15 protein-coding genes are annotated in these 21,783 nt (G+C 36.5%); 3 read left to right on the top strand and 12 right to left on the bottom strand.

From position 1 onward, the window contains the following. Positions 1-177: 177 nt before the first annotated feature. The 8 genes from bshA to BM361_RS15710 all read right to left on the bottom strand — a co-directional run bounded on the left by bshA (position 178) and on the right by BM361_RS15710 (position 9,778). A complete protein-coding gene (gene bshA / locus BM361_RS15745; RefSeq protein ID WP_074980050.1) occupies positions 178-1,308 on the bottom strand; it encodes an N-acetyl-alpha-D-glucosaminyl L-malate synthase BshA in 1,131 nt (376 codons plus the stop codon). Positions 1,309-1,455: 147 nt separating this feature from the next. Continuing rightward, positions 1,456-4,380 carry a serine hydrolase domain-containing protein gene (locus BM361_RS15740; RefSeq protein WP_074980048.1) on the bottom strand — a complete coding sequence of 975 codons (2,925 nt, stop codon included), beginning with the start codon at positions 4,378-4,380 and terminating at the stop codon, positions 1,456-1,458. Between the two features lie 86 nt (positions 4,381-4,466). Further along, entirely contained in the window at positions 4,467-4,952 is a 486-nt protein-coding gene (locus BM361_RS15735) for an ABC transporter ATPase (RefSeq protein ID WP_074980047.1), read from the bottom strand. A 14-nt stretch (positions 4,953-4,966) separates the two neighbouring features. After that, positions 4,967-5,758: a (Fe-S)-binding protein gene (locus tag BM361_RS15730; protein ID WP_038262972.1), complete on the bottom strand. Its 792-nt coding sequence runs from the start codon at positions 5,756-5,758 to the stop codon at positions 4,967-4,969. Positions 5,759-5,824: 66 nt separating this feature from the next. Next, complete coding sequence (locus BM361_RS15725; RefSeq protein WP_038262971.1) at positions 5,825-6,271, bottom strand: LNS2 domain-containing protein; 447 nt, start codon at positions 6,269-6,271, stop codon at positions 5,825-5,827. A 51-nt stretch (positions 6,272-6,322) separates the two neighbouring features. Further along, a complete protein-coding gene (locus BM361_RS15720) occupies positions 6,323-7,654 on the bottom strand; it encodes a 4Fe-4S dicluster domain-containing protein (protein WP_074980045.1) in 1,332 nt (443 codons plus the stop codon). Between the two features lie 7 nt (positions 7,655-7,661). Next, the gene (locus BM361_RS15715; protein WP_074980044.1) at positions 7,662-8,612 is read right to left on the bottom strand and encodes an MlaD family protein; all 951 of its coding nucleotides are present in this window, start codon (positions 8,610-8,612) and stop codon (positions 7,662-7,664) included. 56 nt (positions 8,613-8,668) lie between these two features. Beyond that, positions 8,669-9,778 (bottom strand): N-acetylmuramoyl-L-alanine amidase, encoded by a 1,110-nt coding sequence (locus tag BM361_RS15710; protein ID WP_074980042.1) that lies wholly within the window; start codon positions 9,776-9,778, stop codon positions 8,669-8,671. An 82-nt stretch (positions 9,779-9,860) separates the two neighbouring features. Here BM361_RS15710 and BM361_RS15705 point away from each other — a divergent pair, with 82 nt between their 5' ends. Together BM361_RS15705 and BM361_RS15700 are read left to right on the top strand one after the other, a co-directional pair. Beyond that, positions 9,861-12,614 carry a putative LPS assembly protein LptD gene (locus BM361_RS15705; RefSeq protein ID WP_175496596.1) on the top strand — a complete coding sequence of 918 codons (2,754 nt, stop codon included), beginning with the start codon at positions 9,861-9,863 and terminating at the stop codon, positions 12,612-12,614. A gap of 21 nt (positions 12,615-12,635) precedes the next feature. Then, complete coding sequence (locus BM361_RS15700) at positions 12,636-13,019, top strand: Rid family detoxifying hydrolase (protein WP_038263022.1); 384 nt, start codon at positions 12,636-12,638, stop codon at positions 13,017-13,019. A gap of 51 nt (positions 13,020-13,070) precedes the next feature. On the opposite strand, the gene BM361_RS15695 is transcribed toward BM361_RS15700, so the two are convergent. The 4 genes from BM361_RS15695 to BM361_RS15680 form a co-directional block, all read right to left on the bottom strand. Further along, positions 13,071-13,922 carry a BadF/BadG/BcrA/BcrD ATPase family protein gene (locus BM361_RS15695; protein ID WP_038262960.1) on the bottom strand — a complete coding sequence of 284 codons (852 nt, stop codon included), beginning with the start codon at positions 13,920-13,922 and terminating at the stop codon, positions 13,071-13,073. A 93-nt stretch (positions 13,923-14,015) separates the two neighbouring features. After that, positions 14,016-15,020 carry a type I glyceraldehyde-3-phosphate dehydrogenase gene (gene gap, locus BM361_RS15690; protein ID WP_074980041.1) on the bottom strand — a complete coding sequence of 335 codons (1,005 nt, stop codon included), beginning with the start codon at positions 15,018-15,020 and terminating at the stop codon, positions 14,016-14,018. 45 nt (positions 15,021-15,065) lie between these two features. Beyond that, a complete protein-coding gene (gene pfkA, locus BM361_RS15685) occupies positions 15,066-16,052 on the bottom strand; it encodes a 6-phosphofructokinase (protein WP_038262954.1) in 987 nt (328 codons plus the stop codon). 184 nt (positions 16,053-16,236) lie between these two features. Further along, the gene (locus BM361_RS15680) at positions 16,237-20,631 is read right to left on the bottom strand and encodes a translocation/assembly module TamB domain-containing protein (RefSeq protein ID WP_074980039.1); all 4,395 of its coding nucleotides are present in this window, start codon (positions 20,629-20,631) and stop codon (positions 16,237-16,239) included. A 118-nt stretch (positions 20,632-20,749) separates the two neighbouring features. Between BM361_RS15680 and tsaD the strand changes: the two genes are divergently transcribed. Next, positions 20,750-21,778 carry a tRNA (adenosine(37)-N6)-threonylcarbamoyltransferase complex transferase subunit TsaD gene (tsaD, locus tag BM361_RS15675; protein ID WP_038262951.1) on the top strand — a complete coding sequence of 343 codons (1,029 nt, stop codon included), beginning with the start codon at positions 20,750-20,752 and terminating at the stop codon, positions 21,776-21,778. Positions 21,779-21,783 lie beyond the last annotated feature (5 nt).

The raw sequence follows: 21,783 nt of genomic DNA, 5'->3' as shown, positions 1-21,783 counted from the left end.
TTATAGCGTACTTAGTATCTTTATCCAAAAAAATGTCACTTACAAGAACCTTAATGTTAATAGGCCTTATTATAAGCTTATATGGAATATTAACCGGACGCTATATTTTTATCTTACTACTACTTCCTTTTGGATGGAATCTGTTTAAAGGAAATGACAAAAAAAAATAATCATCATTTATTCAACCAAGCTAAAAGCCTTTTGATAAATAGCTTCATAAATAGGTACGATTCTCTTTATATCAAACTTTTGCGCTTGTTTCTGTGCTGCATCCTTGTAACGCTCTAAGGTTTCATCTTCCTTTAAAATAAGGATTGCATTTTCAGCCATTTCATCGACAGCTCCTACTTCACTTAAAAATCCACTTATTCCTTGTTCATTAACTTCAGGTATACCTCCTGAATTACTTGATATGACAGGAGTCCTGTTGATCATAGCTTCGAGTGCTGCCAAACCAAAGCTTTCAGTTTCTGAAGGCAATAAGAACAAATCTGAAAAACACAAGATCTTATCTATTTCCGTACTGTTACCCAAAAAGAGTACTTTGTCAGTAATTCCCAATTCATCACACATTCTTTCAGCATATTCCTTTTCAGGGCCTTCCCCTACCATCACTAATTTTGAAGGAACCTCTTTTTGTACTTTATAAAAAATCTTAATAACATCAGGAATACGCTTAACCTTTCTGAAATTACTGATATGCGTTATTATTCTTTCCGTAGGTAATGCCATCATTCCGCGATTACAATCTGTAAATTGCAGATCGTACTTAGAGGAATCAATAAAGTTAGGAATTACATTGATTTCAGTCTTAATATCAAAAAATCGTTCTGTATCATCTTTCAGGCTTTCTGAGACGGATGTTACAACATCTGATTTATTTATACTAAAGGTAACTGCAGGTTTATAGAACGGGTGGTTTCCAACCAGGGTTATATCCGTTCCATGCAATGTTGTTACCATGGGAAGATTAATTCCTTCCTCTTTTAGCATTTGCTTCGCCATATATCCTGCATAAGCATGTGGAATGGCATAATGTACGTGAAGTAATTCGATACCATACATTTTTACCATATCTACCAGTTTACTCGATAAAGCCAACTCATAGGGTTGATAATGGAATAACGGATACTCGGGTACGTGTACTTCATGGAAAAATATATTTCCGGTAAGCAAAGCTAAACGAACAGGTTGCTTATAGGTGATAAAATGAATTTCGTGCCCTCTTTCGGCTAATGCCATTCCTAATTCGGTGGCCACCACACCACTACCTCCAAAGGTTGGATAACAAACAATAGCTATTTTCATCGATGTATACTTGATAAGACAAAGTTGACAGATATGAACCTTAGTCTTTTAATTGTATATAAAATTACAACTTAGACTCGGTTTTATCGTTACAATTATGTTAAAGAGAAAAACTCTTATTGTAAGAAACTCATTAACAAGGCATAACTATTCAACAATGGCCTCGTAAATATATTCTTGAATTGTAGTTCGAACTCCCTCAGTGATAAGTTTTCGATTTTCCATGGTAGGATATGTTCTGTTCGATAAAAAGACATAAACCAATTCCTGATCAGGATCAGCCCAGGCATAGGTTCCGGTAAAACCACTGTGTCCAAAACTGGTCATGGAAACGCAACCGCAAGTCGGTCCTGACTCTCCCAATTGAGGTTTATCGAAACCAACTCCTCTTCTTACATCTTCAGGGCAAAAATAACAGGTATTGAAGCGGTCTATGGTAGTAGGCTGAAAGTAATTATCACCTCCATAATAACCGTTCTGCAAATACATTTGCATTATTTTCGCTACATCATTCGCAGTACTAAACAATCCGGCATGTCCTCCAACTCCTCCTTGCATGGCAGCTCCCATATCATGGACATATCCTTGTAAGGTCTGATTCCGGAAATAATCATCAATCTCCGTGGGTACTATATCTCCTTTTTTAAATTTAGTAAGCGGATTAAATGTTGTGTGAAATGCTCCTAAGGGTTGATATAACTGCTTTTGAGTTATTTCAGCCAATGATTCACCATAATGATCTTCAATAAATCTTTTCATTAAGAAATATCCCAAATCACTGTATCTGTATTGCAAGCGCGACAACAAATCAGAGTCTTTGATTTCTTTAAAAATAGAATCATTTAGGTCTTTTCTGATGTACATATTATCAGCTACTTTCACATCAAACTTTCCCTTTTTATCTTTGCTGTAATATTTGGGTAGTGGTTTTTTTGTAGCACTGTCAAGGGTACTGATATAAAAAGGTATCCAGGGCTTAAGCCTAGCATAATGTGATAGCACTTTTAGAAGTGAAAGATCTTCTTTATTACTCTTCTGGAGATCGGGTAGCATTTGACCAAGTCGGGTATTAAAATCGATAACTCCGTCTTCTTCAAGCTTCATTACTACGGGTAAGGTTGCCAGTATTTTGGTGAGAGAGGCCAAATCATACAAATCGGTTTCCTTAACATTCCTGTCACCACCATAGATATGCCTTCCAAAAGCCTTATTGTAAATAACACGACCATCCCTGGCAATTAATAACTGTAGGCCGGGAGACATTCCTGATTTGATGGTAAGCTGAGCCATGGAATCAACTTTTTTTAAACGCTCCGAGCTCATCCCTACGCTTTCAGGTAATCCATACTGTAGCCTTTTGATATTATTAACTACCACAGAAGTTCCTACCGGAAGTTCATTATTCGAGGTAACCGGAAGTATTCCTTTTGCTGTTAACCCTCCAAAGATCACTTGCGCTGATTTATCTTGTGCAACCGCATTATTCTGATAACTAACAATAATGCCTTCTAAGTTGGTTAGCGTTTGTAAATCAAGTAGAGCGTACGGCTTGGCAAAAACATCCAGAACCACATCTTTTACCCTTCCTAGTTCATACAACCATACCTTTTCCTTATCTGTAAATTTAAATGCCTTCCACGGAGTCGCATCAGATCTGTGAAATCCTACAATAACCGTATTATATGGTTTTAAATTTTCTAATAAATCTGCAAGATTATCTCCTGAAACCTCATCAACTTTAGCATATCGCTGCATAGCTTGAAGAAAAGGTGCTCCTTGATCATCTCCAAATTTCACATAGGCTATTTTCTTCTTTTCAAGGTTTTTTATAGGTAAGATCCCATACTTGTTTTGAACTACGGTTATGGCATTCTCAATAACCTCTTCTCTTAAAACATAATCATCCAAAGCATTCAAGTCAGCTTCCAGATTTTCCGTAGCCACATCTGCATAATTATCGAGTCCAACCTTAAATTTAGCTTTCAGGATTTTCTTAACCGAATGGGCTAATCGCTCTTCAGTAATGGTATTATTATTATATGCTTCTACGATTTTTCCAATAGCCTTAGGGGTGTCTGCTGAAATTAAAAGTATATCATTACCGGCCATGAAAGCTTTTAAATCCACTTCACCCGGATCGTCGTAATTTGCGACTCCTTTCATCTCCATCGCATCCGTGAAAATGAGTCCTTTAAAATTTAACCGTTCATTGAGAAGATCTGTTACTATGGCTTTTGATAAGGTAGATGGAAAGTTCTGCCTTGATTCGAGGCTGGGCACATTTAAATGAGCGACCATCACACTAGCCAAACCTTCTTGAAATAATCTTTTATAAGGGTACAGCTCCACCGAATCAATTCGCTCTTTTGAGAAAGAAATTGTTGGCAGTGTTTTATGAGAGTCGGATTCTGTATCTCCATGCCCAGGAAAGTGCTTAGCATTGGCTAAAACACCTGCAGACTGCATTCCTTTGGTAAATGCAATTGCTTTTCTGGCCACATTTTCAGGGTCTTCACCAAAGGATCTATTACCAATTATAGGATTGTCAGGATTCGTATTGATGTCTACATCCGGAGCAAAATTGATATGCATTCCCAATCTACGGGTATGCTCACCAATACGTTGTCCAACCTTTTCAATAATTTTATCATCCTTAACCGCTCCCAGCATCATGTTATAAGGATAAGCAAATGTAGAATCCAATCGCATTGCGAGGCCCCATTCAGCGTCCATAGCCATGAGCATTTTTGTTTGAGCTAAAGCCTGAAGTTTATTATTAAGCAGTGCCTGCTTGTATGGAGCTCCTTTAGAAAAAATAATTCCACCTACATGATAATCCTTTACCAGTTTTTCTACTTCTTCTATATGCTTTTGGTTTCCGTTAGAATAGGCTCTGACCATAAATAACTGACCTACCTTTTCATTCAGGGTCATCTGATCATATAAGCTATCTACCCATTTTTGCTGTTCTTGGGCATTTTGAGCTAATAAAGGGTCTTGCTGAGCAATACTTCCTTGACTAATACAAAGGAAGGTTAATAAAGTAATAATAGATCGTATCCTTCTTGTCATAATTCAGGGTCTTTTTTTTGATGATTCAAATCTAGTTTTGCAACGTCAAAAACGAAGCCAAAATTGTAGATAATCACTATTATTTTTTATTTCATAAAACGTGCATGCCAACTATCGCGTGCGGGAACTTCCCAATAATTCAGATATTCTTCCTTATTAGTAACCAAATTGTTAAAGACAATTGTATTTAGTGACACGGCTTTATCTTTAGCCATCTTCTTGAAGTCTTTCAGGGGCTTATATGCAATGAAATCTCCTTGCCTGTATGACACGTTCATTTTATCCAATAAGTCGACATCATACTCTTTTTCAAGTTCCTGAATAAAACGCACGGATGCATCAATAGAACATCCTGATGCACTGTTAAATTCCTGATCCAGTGCCAGTATCAAAAATCGTTTATATCTTATCTGAAAACCGGCTTTCAAGCCAGCTCCATGGGCTGTCCATTCTTCTACAAAATTTCCAAATTTTTCTGATATTTCAGCTATTTCCTCCTCGGTAAAGGATCTGTTTGCCTGAAATATCCATACCCGAGCAGTTTCGGGTAGCGCTTCAAAATCTACTAACATTTTCTTTAAATTATTTATAAATCCTCTGCATTTGCTATCAATTCTGCTACATCCATCACCTGTAACTCAGCTTCTTTTTCTTTGCCCTTAACCCCATCGGTCATCATTGTATTACAAAAAGGGCAAGCAGCTGCAATCACATCTGGTTTGGTTTCTAATGCCTGTTCAGTGCGCTCTATGTTTACATCCTTATTACCTTTTTCAGGTTCTTTAAACATTTGAGCTCCGCCAGCACCACAACAGAAACCTTTTTTACGGCAATTTTTCATTTCCACTAACTCAGCATCCAGTTTTTTTATCAAATCACGAGGTGCTTCATAAACATTGTTAGCTCTACCCAGGTAGCATGGGTCATGAAATGTAATTCTTTTTCCTTTAAATTGTCCGCCTTCAATCGTCAACCGTCCATCATCCAAAAGAGATTTAAGAAATTGAGTATGATGAACTACTTCATAAGTACCTCCTAAGGCAGGATATTCATTTTTAATCGTATTAAAACAATGAGGACAAGCCGTAACAATCTTTTTTACCTCATAGGCATTCATAACCTCTATGTTGGTTACTGCCTGCATCTGAAACAAAAATTCATTCCCGGATCTTTTAGCCGGATCTCCTGTACAGCTTTCTTCAGTACCAAGAACAGCAAATTCAACCTTAGCTTTGTTTAATAGTTTAACAAAGGCTTTTGTGATTTTTTTTGCTCTATCGTCAAAACTCCCGGCACAACCTACCCAAAATAAAACCTCAGGAGATTTACCCTGGGCCATCATTTCTGCCATTGTAGGAACTTTAATTGTATCACTCATTGTCTAACTGTATTTTAAAGAATAGCGCAGTAACTTTATGGTCACTACGCTATATATTCATTTTAATTAATCGTGCTTTCCGTCATCAAACACCTGAATGGTAACTTCTTTATCTACTAAATCAGTGAATTTACCATTGTAACGAGTTGCCTTTACCAAATGGTTATCCACCCAATGATAATTTCCACCTCTCGGTTTACCCATTACCATACCGTGGTATTTAAATCCATGTCTGTTCAACCAGTCTTCAGTTACCTCTCTATGCTCCTCTGTTCTGGAAGTAAAGAAATAAATTATATGACCTTCCTCATACCATCTATTCAATGTATCTAAGGCGTCTGGGTACACATTCGCTGTGGCCATTCGCTCCGGTTCTTCATTTGGAATATCGTCACAAATAGTACCATCAATGTCAATTAAATAGTTCTTAATTCCTTCTGGTAATACCGGACTTACATGTTCTCCCTCTGCCAGTTTTTTGTGTAACAGTCTAGCTACTTCTTCCTTTTTCATCTTTCTTCTTCTTAAAATTTAAATTTAAAGTTTATAATTAGTTGATGTTTGTTAAGCTTCATCTTTCCAGTTCAATCTATCCATTTGATTATAAGGCCATGGAGCCCCGTTATTTTCGATATTCCCCATCATATTGTTCAATTCTGCTGGTGCTGCAGACTGTTCCATAACAAGGTAACGTCTCATATCGATAATAATAGATAATGGATTAATATTTACTGGACATGCTTCTACACAAGCATTGCATGATGTACATGCCCAAAGTTCTTCTTTGGTTATATAATTGTCTAAAAGTTGTTTATTATCCTCCTTGAATGTACCCCCATTCGCATCTATATTCTTCCCTATTTCTTCAAGCCTGTCTCTGGTATCCATCATTATTTTTCTGGGAGATAAAAGCTTTCCTGTTTGGTTTGCAGGACATTCACTTGTACAACGCCCACACTCTGTACAGGTGTATGCATTCATCAATTGTACCCAATTTAGGTCGGTTGCATCTGAGGCTCCAAATTTTTCTGGTTCTGACATTTCATCCCCTTCGGAAGGAGCAGCAAATGGATCTGCGTTTGGATCGAGCATTAATTTCACTTCATTTGTAACTGCTTCCAAATTATCTAACTTTCCTTTTGGCTCCAGATTCGCATACCACGTATTCGGAAACGCCAATAGAATATGGAGGTGTTTTGAATAATATAAATAGTTCAGAAAGAACAAGATCCCAACGATGTGCAACCACCATGCAGAACGTTCTATCATCACCAAAGCAGACTGAGATAATCCTTCAAAAAGAGGAGCTATCAACTGACTCACAGGGAACGCTCCAGCCTGAGTATAATGCTCTGCCCCTAACTGTTGTAATTGATAGTCAGTTGCGTTCATTGTTAAAAACAAACACATTAAAACGGCCTCTATATAAAGAATATAGTTCGCATCATTTTTAGGCCATCCTTTCATTTCAGGGTTCCAGAAACGTTTTAATTTTATCACATTTCTTCGTACCCAAAAAACAAATACCGCAACAAGAACTAATAATGCCAACACCTCAAATGAGCCTATTAGAAAGTCATATCCACCCCCTAAAAAGGCAAATATTCGGTGAGTCCCGAAAAGTCCGTCTATGATAATTTCAAGGACTTCTATATTAATTATGATAAAACCAACATAAACAATAATATGCATAATACCTGCAACGGGACGAACCACCATTTTACCTTGTCCTAAAGCAATACGGATCATATTATTCCACCGGTCCTTTTTATGATCGGTTCTGTCAATATCTCTTCCTAATTTAATATTGCGAACTAACTTTTTAACATTCTTAGCAAAAAAGCCTATCCCAATAATTAAAACAATCGCAAATAATATGTTTGGTATCCAGTTCATGCTAGTTCTAGTTTTGTTCTTCTATAGGACCTTCATATGGTTTTTGCTTTTTTCCAAAAAGCGAAAAATGCACATAGCGCTTAGGATTAAGACGCATATCCTCCAATAATAGCCCTAATTGCCCTGATGCCTCTGATATATTCTTATATAGTGCCTCGTCTTTCATTAGCTTTCCTAACGAACCTTCTCCTTCCTGCATTTGGGTCATCATACTATTGAATTTGGTAATCGTCTGTTCTAACTCATTAATGGTGCTACCTAAATTGGCCTGAGCTAAAGTATCACTTAATTGAGCCAGGTTATTAGAAACTTTATTTACATTGCCAATAGTATTATTTAATTTCTCTTTATTATTGGTCAATAAATTATCAAGAGAATACGAAGCTGATTTAAAATTTGCTACCGTATGATTCAGATTCCCTATGGTTTCTCTTAAATTTTCTCTCGATTCTTCATCCATTACTTGATCCATCCCTACCAGCACCGAATCAGTGCTCACAATCATTCTTTCTATTTTTTCCTGAAGGGGTGTCAACTTTTGGGTCACCAATTCTGTAAGTCCTGGCTTAATCGCTGAAATAAGTGTATCTCCAGACTTTGCCATTTCACTATTATCAAACTCCGGTATAATTCGGATACTTTTCCCTCCAATTATTCCTGTATCATAGATTTCAGCTGTACTGTTTTTAGAAAATTGAAATTCACTGTCTACGATTAAGGTTACCAACAAATTTCCTTCTCCGTCTATAAATCGGATATCTTTGATGGTACCAACCTGATACCCATTAATTAAGATAGGAGTTCCGATAGCAATACCACCAACATTATCGTATACTGCGAAGTATTTACGACCGTTTGAAAATAATGAACTGGACTTTAAATAGGTAAATCCTAAAATGAATAAAAGGATACCGCCAAGGACTATAATCGCTGTTTTTAGTTCTCTAGTTAGCTTCAAAAGAATTTGATTTTTCTGTACAAAACAAAAATAGAAATAATTTTAATAGAAGCATTCTAATTTGAAATGGATTTTACAGCTTCACTCAAGCTCATTTTCTGTCCATTTTTATAGGCTACAATAAAACAAGACTGATACCCTTTTCCATTAGCTTCTTTTTGAAGTGATTTAGCCGTTTCAAAATTCGTGGTTTCCCCATAAAAATAGCGATAAACCCCATTTTCTTCTTGCATAGTGACCGGTGAAAGTCCTTTAAAATTATAAGGCTTTAAATCTAGTTTATTAGACCCGGCCGCTATCTGTATTTTAAACACGACATCATTGGAACTAATAGAAGACACCATACCCGCGTCCTGCACAATTGACGCCAATGATGTTTCATCTATAACATCTCCCGTATTTTCATCAACTGATTTCTTATATGCTAACACAGCTTTCGCTATTGAACTGGCCATTCCCTGTTGCCCACCATTAGAATTTAAATATTTCCCTTCCGGTTTATAAGTCAAAAATCCGGTCTCTACTAAAACACTTGGCATAACAGTTTGATGTAATACAATGAATACATTTTGCTTCACCCCCCTATCCTTTCTTTTTAAAGATCCGGTAAAATTATCCTGTATCATTTTGGCCAATAATATACTTTGATCCAGGTATTCCTCCTGCATCATCGTTAAACCAATAAAACTTTCAGGGGAATTCAAGTCATATTGAGCATAATTAACTTCATAATTTTCCTCCAGATATATTACGGAGTTTTCCTTTTTGGCGACTTCCATATTACGTTTATTTCCATCCAGACCTAACACCCAGGTTTCTGTTCCGTGTGCTGAAGAATTATGCGCATTACAGTGTACCGAAACAAATAAATCCGCTTCTGCCTCATTGGCTATTTTCCCCCTTACAAAAAGATCTACAAATTTATCAGTCTTTCGGGTGTAGATCACCTCTATATCCTTATTCTTTTGAAGCATTGCACCGACTTTTAAAACTATACTCAACGCAATGTCCTTCTCTTTAAATCCACTACCCATATTTCCAGGGTCATGACCTCCATGCCCCGCATCCAGCACTACTTTAAACTTTTTACCGTTTTGTTGCGCATATATAGGTGAGGTGGAAATTATCATTAAGGCGATCAAAAAGTAGCTTCTCAAATTCTTCATGTAATAATAACGTATTATATCTGTTATTAATTTTAATTATTTCTCAAAACAATATTTAAGAGAACAAAAAATATACGTAAGTTTGGCACGTCAAAAACTAAGCCATACTTTTACAAAAGTAAGATATAAAGCATTGCAAGCAAACAAACCGTACATACTTTTAATGCTGTTTTTAATGTTTATGGGCTGGGCCACTCAGGCTCAGGAAACACCTAAAAAGCAACCTTTAAACATTGAAGCTGAAAAAGATTCGATAAATGTCTCCATTGATAAAGATTTAATACAACCTGTAGTTCAGGATACTACCAAAGTAGACTCTACAGCCACAGTTAATGATAGTATTCAAGGACCGCCTCCTTTTTTGACTGACATTATAAAATATACCGCCACAGACTATGTAAAAATGTCGAGGAAGGAAAACAAGATCTATCTCTACAATGAAGCCGAGGTGTATTATGGAGAATATGAGCTTAAGGCCGGTATTATTGTTATCGATTACAACAAGAATGAAGTATATGCAGGAAGGATTAAGGATACCGCTGGTAATTTATCGCAGACACCTTATTTCAAACAAGGACAGAATGTTGTAGAACCCGACTCTATACGTTTCAATTTCGATACCAAAAAAGCTTTGATCTGGAACTCAAGATCTGAGCAAACCGTTGGAGAACCGATGAATGTTTTTGCAGAGGTGACTAAAAAGGAGAATGACTCCACCTACTTCTTAAAAGAAGGAAGACTAACTACTTCAAAGAATCTTGATGATCCCGAGTATTACATTCGTGTAAGGAAGGCTAAATTTGTCCCGGACAAAAAGGTTATTGCGGGTTTTAGCAATATGTATATCGTAGATGTACCAACGCCCATAGCCGTTCCTTTTGCATATTTCCCAATGACGGATACCAAACAGTCCGGATTTATAATGCCAACACCCGGAGAGGCCAGAGATCGTGGTTTCTTTTTACAAAACGGAGGGTATTATTTCGCCTTGAGTGATTATTACGATTTAGCCCTAACTGGTGATTATTATACCAATGGCAGTTATGGCCTCAGGGTTGAATCTAATTATGCCGCGCGATATAAGTTTAGAGGAAGTGTAAGGCTAAGATATGAAAACCTCATAGCCAGCCAAAAAGGATTCCCTGATTACAGCCGAAGCACCATTTACAACATACAATGGAATCATAGTCAGGATGCAAAAGCCAATCCTAATTCCAGGTTTTCAGCATCAGTCAATCTTGGTAGTAGTAGTTACTACAGTGACTCCTTCAACCAGTTGAATTCACCCAACTTTATGAATAACACGCTACAGTCTTCTGTATCGTACAACAAAACCTTTACAGGGTATCCCAGCGTAAACCTAAATTTAACCGCAACGCATCAGCAAAATACGCGAACCGAAACGATCAATATGACATTGCCTACGCTACAGGCAAGCATGGAAAGAATCTATCCGTTCGCCAAGAGAGATGGAATTAAAAAAGGGATTATTCAAAATGTAAACTTTCAATATAACTTAAGAGGTGAAAACAGAATTGAGACCAACGATGAAGAGTTTTTCACCAGTAAAATGTTTGATGATGCCCGAGCCGGTTTCAGACATTCAATTCCCGTAGCTACCAACTTTAAAGTGCTTAAATATTTAAGCGCGAGTGTTGGAGGGAATATCGATGAAGTCTGGCAATTCAAGACAATCAGAAAAAACGACTACGACGCTACCATAGATGATATAACCATCGATACGCTCAGCGGATTTGACAGGTTCATGCAATACAATCTATCTGCCAGCCTGGGAACTACAATGTATGGAACATTCAATTTTGGGGAAGATAAAAAAATTCAAGCCATCCGACATACGGTTCGACCATCGGTAAGCTATGGATATACTCCCGGATTTGACAACTACTACGATCAGTATATAGCTGACGAACAAGGCCGTATAGAAGACTATACCCGATTTGAAGGTGGTTTATTTGGAACTCCCAGCAGATCGAATGCAAACAATATAGGATTCTCATTAAACAACGTTGTAGAAGCAAAAGTACGTAGTAAGGATTCGACCGCGACAGAACCTGAAAAAATTAAACTTCTAAACAACCTTAATTTCTCAACCAGCTACAATATTGCTGCTGACTCGTTGGCCTTAAGCCCGATAAGGATGACTGGTGGTACACAACTTTTTAAGAATAAGATGTCGGTAAACTTTGGAGCAACTTTTGATCCGTATGCTATTGACAATGCAGGTAATAGAATTGACGTATTTAATATTAACAACGGCGGAGGCATTGTACGAATGACCAACGCAAATGTTAATGTCAGCTACTCCCTAAACAGCAAAACATTCCAAAAGGGAGGTGATGACAGTAAGGAAGACGACAACACACAAAGTGGTGGTAGAGATGATGACCTTTTTGGAAAAGCACAGGATTTTAGTGATAGCCGAACCTTTTCTGACGAAGATGATGAAGACGATGAACCTGTAAATCAAACAGCTTATGCAGCCGATGTGCCATGGGATTTAAGATTGGCGTACTCACTTACCTATAGTAATCGTAACAGGCAAAGCGAGATTACCACAAACTCATTAATGTTTTCCGGAAACATTCAACTATCCCCAAGATGGAAGGTTGGAGCCTCATCAGGTTATGACTTTAAAGACGGTGGATTTACATACACACAATTAAGATTTGAGCGTGATCTGGAGAGTTTCAGATTAAATTTTAACTGGACGCCTTTCGGAACGAGAACCTCATGGTATTTCTTTATAGGAATTAAGTCTTCAATATTAAGTGACCTTAAATGGGATAAAAGACGTGAACCAGATAGACGTTTATAACATTAATTAACCAGAATGAACATGAAAAAAATTATCACATCTCCAAATGCGCCCGCACCTATCGGACCATACAATCAAGCGGTTCTTAGCGGGAACACACTTTACATATCAGGTCAAATAGCTTTAGATGCTCAGACAGGCGAGCTGGAAAACAGCTCTATTGAGGCCGAAACAGAAAAGGTTATGAAAAACCTGGAAGCTATTTTGGAAGCTGCGGGATTAAACTTTGATCATGTTATTAAGTCCAGTATATTTCTTAAAAACATGAATGATTTTGGTAAGGTAAATAAAGTTTACGGAAGTCGTTTTGACGAAGCTACGGCTCCAGCAAGAGAAACCGTAGAGGTTGCAAACCTACCTAAATATGTAAATGTTGAAATTTCAATGATTGCAGTAAAAGGATAAGATCATAACATACATTGAATAAAAAAAAAAGACCGCTTAAAGCGGTCTTTTTTATATATTATCTCTATGATATGAGACCAGACCATCTATTGGCCTTCTCAAAACATTACCCATTCGCAAATTATTTGCCTCTAGGACCTTTTTAAGCTCATCCTTTAAATAATAAGAAATACTTCCTACAAAGTGCACAGGAACATCTTTAGCTTGCTCATATTGGCTAATCCAGTTATCAACAAACAATTGCATTCCCTTGGCTATAAGTCGCTGTGCATAATCATTCTCCTTATTTTGGATAAGGAATTTAGCGAAAGTAGCTAAATATGTATTTGGATTTGGCTGCTTGTACAAATGATTTTTTATGGTATCGGAATCTAAATCATAATTCTCGGAAAATAACCGAGCAAGATCGGCAGGTATTTTGTTGTAATAATAATCTCTTAAAAGCTGTCTGCCAAAATAGTTTCCACTGCAATCATCCATAAGGATATATCCTAAAGAATCTACCTTTTGAAGGATATCATCACCATCCCAATAACTACAATTAGAACCTGTCCCTAAAATACAAACAACCGCCTTCTCTCCAGGCTTTGTTGTAGCGTAAATAGCTGCATAGGTATCTTCTTTTACGGAGATCTCTCCATTTAAGAAAAATTCTTGAAAAATATCTTTCATAAAATTCCTCATACGTTCAGTACCACAACCAGCCCCATAGAAAAACAGATTCGTTACCATTTTTCTATTCTTGTAGATATCAAAATTATTCGTAATTCTTTCTACGATAATTTCTTTGGTTAGAACCTCTGGGCTCAAACCGAGGGTTTGGGTTGTAAATAGCTGCTCACCCGTCTCATCCAGCGCTATCCAGTCTGCCTTAGTCGCCCCGCTATCAACAATTAAAATCATATTTAGTTAGTTAGTTAGTTAGTTTGTTTGTTAGTTTGTTTAAGTAAAAACAATTCCCGCAGAAATGCGGGAATCATATATAAAGTAAGCTATTTATTTGATAGCTGAAACGTATTCTGCCAAATCAACTAATTTATTAGAATAACCTGCTTCATTATCATACCAAGAAACTACTTTAAAGAATTTAGAAGATAACTCAATTCCTGCATCTGCATCAAAAATACTAGTTCTTACATCACCGATAAAGTCTTGAGAAACTACTAATTCTTCAGTATAACCAAGAATTCCTTTTAGAGGCCCTTCCGCAGCTTCTTTCATTGTTTTCTTGATCTCTTCCAATGAAGTTTCCTTTTCTAATCTTACAGTTAAATCAACTACAGATACATCAGCGGTTGGCACTCTAAAGGCCATCCCGGTAAGCTTTCCATTTAATGCAGGAATCACCTTACCTACCGCTTTTGCAGCTCCTGTAGAGGCAGGAATAATATTCAACATAGCGCTACGACCACCTCTCCAGTCTTTTCTGGAAGGACCGTCAACTGTTAATTGAGTAGCAGTTGTTGCATGCACTGTAGTCATTAAACCTTCTTCAATACCAAAGTTATCATTAAGAACTTTAGCTAGTGGAGCTAAACAGTTTGTTGTACATGATGCATTCGATACAATATTATCTGAAGATTTTACCTCCTCGTGGTTTACTCCCATTACAAACATTGGAGCATCTTTTGAAGGAGCCGAAATAACTACTTTTTTAGCACCAGCCTTTAAATGCGCATCAGCAGTGTCTAAGGTTGTAAAGATCCCAGTACATTCTGCTACCACATCAGCTCCTACTTCATCCCACTTTAAGTCTTCAGGATTTCTTTCTGCAGTTACTCTAACCACTTTTCCATTTACGACTAACTGTCCGTCTTTTACCTCTACGGTACCATCAAACTTTCCGTGTACTGAATCGTACTCCAGTAAGTATGCTAAGTGGTTAATATCTAAAAGATCGTTTATAGCAACTATCTCTACATTAGGTCTTGCGACCGTTGCTCTGAAAACCATTCTTCCAATACGTCCAAATCCGTTAATTCCAATTTTTACTGTTGACATACTCTTTTCTTCTTTATTTAATTTACGAAATATTAACTTTATAATTTATGTTGTCATTATATCTGAGACTCTCAGCAATTCTTTATTGATTTCTGTTTTACCCTTAACAGCTTTATCTAATGGGGTAAGCAGCATTTCATCATTATTAATACCTACCATATAATTAGATTTTCCTTCTAATAAAGATTCAACGGCTTTTACTCCCATTCTACTGGCAAGCACCCTGTCGTAGCAACTAGGGGCCCCTCCTCGTTGAATATGACCTAAAACTGAAACCCTAATATCATATCCTGGTAAATTCTCTTCTACATACTCAGCAAGTTCAAATACATTCTTCCCAGATTTATCACCTTCTGCAACAACAACAATACTTGAAGTTTTCCCAGAAGCCTCACTTCTTTCCAGGGATTCTAACATACGTTCCAAACCTAAATTCTCTTCCGGAATAAGGATTTCTTCAGCACCAGCTCCAACTCCTGTGTTTAAGGCTATATGCCCAGCATCTCTCCCCATTACTTCAACAAAGAATAATCGATTATGAGAACTGGCCGTATCCCTGATCCTGTCTATAGCTTCCACAACAGTATTTAAGGCAGTATCATATCCTAATGTAGATTTCGTACCGAAAATATCATTATCTATAGTACCTGGGATACCTATCACAGGGAAACCAAATTCTTCATTAAAAATCATACCTCCGGTAAAAGAACCGTCACCCCCAATAATCACCAGGGCATCAACTTCGTGTTCTAATAAATTTTGATACGCTTTTTCTCTACCTTCTTTAGTTCTGAAATCATCCGATCGGGCCGATTTCAAAAAGGTTCCTCCTCTATTGATGATATTTTTTACACTACGGGCATTTAACTCTTTAAAATCTCCCTCGATGAGTCCTTGATAACCTCGGTAAATTCCAACACAATCTATTTTGTGAAATGCACAAGTACGTACCACAGAACGAATTGCTGCATTCATACCTGGTGAGTCTCCTCCTGATGTGAGAACTCCAATCTTACTTATTTCTGTTGACATATATGCTAGTTTGAAAGGTAAAACTACCAAAGAATTTTTAATTTTTTATATAGATTTCGATAAATCTAAACTATTCAAATAATTCAAACGTTTTCGTTAATAACTTTGTAACAAATTGGCTTTCGTTATTTAAATATAGTATTATGCAAGCATATAAAGTAGGGTAATTTGCGGCATTCAGAATTTAGTTATTATCTACCTTTTTCGAAGAAAATTTTACCAAACCACCCCCTAAGGTTTCCTCATTATTTTCAGAGGGTTTTTGTTGAGGATTCTCTTCTTCAGACGTTTTCTTTTTAAAGATTTCTCTCATTAATTCCTTAAAGGTATTAAAATCCACCTGATAAGACAATCCAACCCCTTGAGTATATCCATATTCTTGTATTAAAAACTGTTGAATTTCATTCTCCCTGTTAAAAATACGAGCAGAAAGAGTTCCTTTTTCGTTTAATAGAATTTGCATTTCTATATCTCCGGCCACAACGGTTTCAGAAACACTGTTAATCGGAACCCCTAACTTACCATTTATCAAAATACGATCACTAATTTGAGTTGAAACTGTAACTCCTACCCTATCTTCCGTGGCATAATCGAGGTTAGGATTTCGCTCTCCTCTTTCAAAGTTAATACCAACATCAACCTTTCCCTCATCCGAGTTTAAAACGTTTGTAAGGATTCCGGAGGCTGTTTCGGCAATATTACTGTACCCGAATTGAGAAGGATCTAAATTACCTTCATTCACAAAACTTCCTTGAGCCAGTAATGATAGAGCCTGTAACTCTCTTTTATTTTTATCATCCAACTTATAATTCAACTCGGAGTTGGTTACTGAACCGGCTAAAGGAAACTCTATATCGAAATCAATATCGGGTTTCAACAATTCATTTTGAAGGTTGATTATAACATCTGTTTCTATTTTACGGGTATAATTTGGATTATCAAGCATAACCCCTGGATTTGCATATAAAGAATACACCCCTTGTATATTAACATCCGCCTTAAGTGGATCTCCGGTCCAGTTAATAGTTCCTCCCGGACGAACGGTAAACCGCTTATCTATAAACCCTCCATATTTAAAAATATATTGTCCTTCATAGGTAATATAATCCCCATACATTTTAAATCCATTGGCACTGTAATCTATTAGCAAAAATCCATCACCGCGTCCTTTTAAAACACTACCGTTTTTATCGTCAATGACGATTTCAACCTCCGCTTCCTGCGTTATCTCCAAATCAAATAGCAACTGAAGTCCTTTACTTCCGGCCAGTTCTCTTTGCTTGTTCGTATATTCATCTGCATTTTTATCCACAAAATTTATGAAGGACATATCCCCAATCTCTGTTTCATAGGATATTGGTATCTTCAAAGAAGTACCCTCCATGGTAGTTCCCTCAACTTTTATACTCAATTCATCTGCCAGACCAAAGAGTTGGGCTTCCCCGGAAACAAATCCGGTACCATAATAGAGAGCATCTTCATGCATTTTGGTATCCAACACTAAGAATCGTCCACCATTTGTATTGAGAGACAAGTCCAAATACCAATCTTCAAAACCACTATGACTTATGGTACCATTAAGCACTGCATTTGTTTGATACTTCGTATCAGTTAATTGGATATTTGGAAATTCAAAAGTTTGCTTATACAAATTAACAATAGCGGTTTTACTAAAATCAGCATCAACATTAAGATAAGGCACCTTTAACCCTCCATCTGTTATTGTTAATGAACCATCAATATCGAGGTTGGATAAAGGACCGGCTATTTTAATATCATGACCCGAAGCAAATCCTCTAATGTTTGTAATTACATCTTCCCCTAATGGACTAAAGGCTGATAAGTTCAGGTTCTGCAAATTAGCCCTTAAACCTAAGGAGGGTTCTGCTCCTTTTTGAATAATTAAATTACCATAAGTATACAGCGATTCTACTCCTTCATTGATCAATTTAGAGTCTACCGAGAACACCGAAAGGTCTTCACTACCAATAATATCAATATTCAAATCTCCCAGAAGCACATCATTAGCTCTTAACGATGTAATACTAATATTAGAAGATGGATAATATCTTTTTCTGTTTTGAACAATCTTAAAATCACCATTAACCACGCCTCCAAGTTTCAGGCTATCGATCGTAGGCGTTATTTTATTAAGCGTAACATTTGTGAATTTAAGATCTACATCTTTATAAGTAGAATCAACCAAAACTCCTTTCAGGTCAATTTGTTCTTCACCATCATTCATCACTAGTTCTTTTATGTAGATCGTATCCACGTCCTTGGTAAAAACAACTTTATTATCACGATTATTCGCCCTGTTAATGACCCAATCATTCCCTTTAAAACCAACTTCTGACTTTTTCAGACCTATAACGGAATTTTGATCTTCATCGAATGTATGATAGAAGTTAAGGTTATAAATATCTGTCTTATCTTTCCCTCCCTTAAATTCCGTTCTAAAGAACAGTGTATCCTTGATTGTCGTATTGATCAAGTTAAAATCTGCAGCCTCATAAAAACCGGCATCAATGTTACCAACCTGAATAAATGTGTTGTAAAGTGGGTTTTTGTTATCAATCTCCAGGTTGATATTCGCCATCACATTCCCAAAAGCATCTATATTAGGAGAATTGAAAGTTAATTTAAAATCCCCTTCATCAGCAATGATATTACCTTTTATGAATGTATTCTTACCAAAATCTATTTCCGGGTAGAAAACATCGACTATTTTGTTATATATCTTCAGATCGAATTTAAGGTTTTGTCCTGGTGAAATTTCGTAAGGGTCATAATTCGTATAAATACTTCCGATCGAATTCCTCACAAGTTTCCCTACCTCCTTATAAAAAAACTTTCCCCTTACATACCCTTCTATTATATCCGGAGAATTTATTTCAATTACACGTTCTTTTCCTTCAAACCTTGAGCTAATGCGAAAGTCGTCGAAAAAGTATTCATGATTTTGATTCACATAGGTGGTATTATAAAAGTTCACCTCCCCCTTAATATCGTCAAATGTGTTACCGAGGACATCAGTAACTATTTTACCTTTAAAAATAGAAATACTGTCTCGTTGAACGAAGTTCAACTTATTTAAATCAGCATAGTCAACTTCCGCGATGAAGTTAAATTCATTCTCCTCATTAGAAAAGTCAGCCAATCCCTCGAAGAAAACCAGAAAGTTTTCATCTTTAGAATTCAATCTCCCATCAAACAATTGGTCTTTTAAGATACCCGAAACAGATATATTATTATAGGTATACCCATTGTAAACTAAACTAAATACAGTACCAATTATTTCGGTATTTAAATCTTCTTTTGAAAAGCCTTTCCCATCAACTTTTAAGTCTACTGTAGTGGTTCCAAAAGACATATCTTCCATGTAGACCCCTACATCAAACTCATCAAGTGAAACTTTACCCTTATAGATCGCATTATCAATATCGTCGATATCTGTTAGTTTAAGATCTGCAAAACTATCCCCTATATCCGTTTTCAAATCAAACTTTAGGTCAATTTCTTTTTGAGTAATAGTAGTTTGCCCATCTATCGAAAATTGTCCAAGCTTTGCTAATGATTCTGGTAATGATCGTCCTAATATACGAGGGAGTAATTCTTTTAGTTGACCATAATTCGAACTAACATTTTTAACATTTCCTATAATTTTAAAAGGCCTGGAACTTTCAAATAAATTTTCAAATACGAAATCACCATAAATCCGTGTATTTTCAGAAACAATATTCAGGTTTTTAGTATTCAGGTTATTTAAGACACCACTGATTTCCGAAGATAGCTTTACCGTTTTCCCTTTCCCAAACTCATTGTAAAATAAATTCACTTCATCAAAAGCCACCGTAGATTCCTCAAAAGTTGCCTGAAGTTTTACTTTATCTGTAAACTCCTTAAAATCTTCTCTATCATAGGTAAACACCAATTTTCCATTTATATCCGATTGAGGCGTTTTAATTTGGAGGTTTTCAAAATCCATCCTGGTCTTCGAATAGAAGAAATCAGCTGAAAGTCTTTCTACAAAGACACCTCTTTCTCCCAGAAAAGATAAACGTTCTATGTTAGTACTTACATTCGGTCCTTCAATTTTAAAATTATTTACCAAAGCATTTAACTTACTATAATTGATGAACGAAGGATTCTCTTTATTCTCATCAATGATCCTGAATTTGCTTTTCTCTATTTCTATTGAGGTTGCTGTTAATTCAAATGGAGGGGCGTTCGGATTCGATGGACCCGAATCAAGTTTTTCAACAAAAAGGTCGAGATTACTTTCTTCGGAACCTTTATATGTTTTAATATTCATGGTGAGCTGGGTAATATCAATCCCCCCGAACTCCAACTGCCCGTTTATAGCTTTTCTAACACTTTTTAGCGAGGTGGTAAGATCCTCTATATGTATCAGGGTGTCTTGCTTATAATCTTCTATATAAACATCCTTTAAGTAAACATTACCCAGTAGACTTATTCCTACCCGATCTATATTTATATTAGTTTTATACTTTTCATTCAGAGATTTTGTAACTCTCTTGGCTATATTAGTCTGAACAGCAGGCAAAGAAAATATCATTACTATCAAAACGATTATTGATAATAAGGTGAGTAATACTCTTTTCAGTATTTTTCTTAGTTTTTTGATACCGCTTATTGTTTTACCTTTGTCTTTCAAATTTTATTCCAAATACAGAATGAGTACTGATAATATTTACATTCTTGCCATAGAATCTTCGTGCGATGACACCTCTGCTGCTGTACTTCATAATAAAAAAGTACTGAGCAATGTAGTTGCCAATCAAAAAATACATGAAGCATATGGTGGCGTTGTACCTGAATTAGCTTCCAGAGCTCATCAACAAAACATTGTTCCGGTTGTACATCAGGCATTAGCAAAAGCAAATATCGACAAAAAACAATTATCTGCCATAGCTTTTACCAGAGGACCTGGATTAATGGGATCTTTATTAGTCGGAACATCTTTTGCAAAGTCACTTGCTATGGGACTTAACATTCCATTGATAGAAGTAAATCATATGCAGGCACACATCCTTGCTCACTTTATTGAAGAAGAGGATTTCGAACAACCTTCGTTCCCTTTTTTAGCGATGACTATTAGTGGAGGACACACCCAAATTGTCAAGGTAAATGACTTTTTTTCAATGGAAGTAATTGGTGAAACAACAGATGATGCCGTTGGAGAAGCCTATGATAAATCAGCTAAAATATTAGGACTTTCATATCCGGGTGGTCCTTTGATAGATAAACTGGCTCAAAAAGGGAACCCGAAAGCATTTACTTTTCCTAAACCCAAGGTTGAAGGCCTAAACTTTAGCTTTAGCGGACTAAAAACAGCCATTCTTTATTTTGTGCAGCGAGAAACTAAAAAGAATGAAAATTTTATAGCCACACACCTGGAAGATATCTGTGCTTCAATTCAATACACGATCATTAATATTTTAATGGATAAATTAAAAAAAGCCTCTAAGGAAACGGGAATCAAACAAGTGGCCATCGGAGGTGGTGTGTCGGCAAATTCAGGAATTCGTTTCGCGTTAAAAGAAGCGGAAAAAAAGTATGGCTGGAAAACATTTATTCCTAAATTTGAGTACACGACTGATAATGCGGCAATGATTGGAATTGTAGGACACTATAAATACCTTTCTCAGGATTTTACCAAAGAAGATATCACTGCCCAACCACGTTATTACATAACGGAATAATTTTC

The organism is Zhouia amylolytica (assembly GCF_900116365.1).
In the GTDB taxonomy this organism is placed as follows: domain Bacteria; phylum Bacteroidota; class Bacteroidia; order Flavobacteriales; family Flavobacteriaceae; genus Zhouia; species Zhouia amylolytica.
The sequence above is the reverse complement of the archived record's forward strand: the minus strand, read 5'-3'. Positions and strand labels throughout refer to the sequence as shown.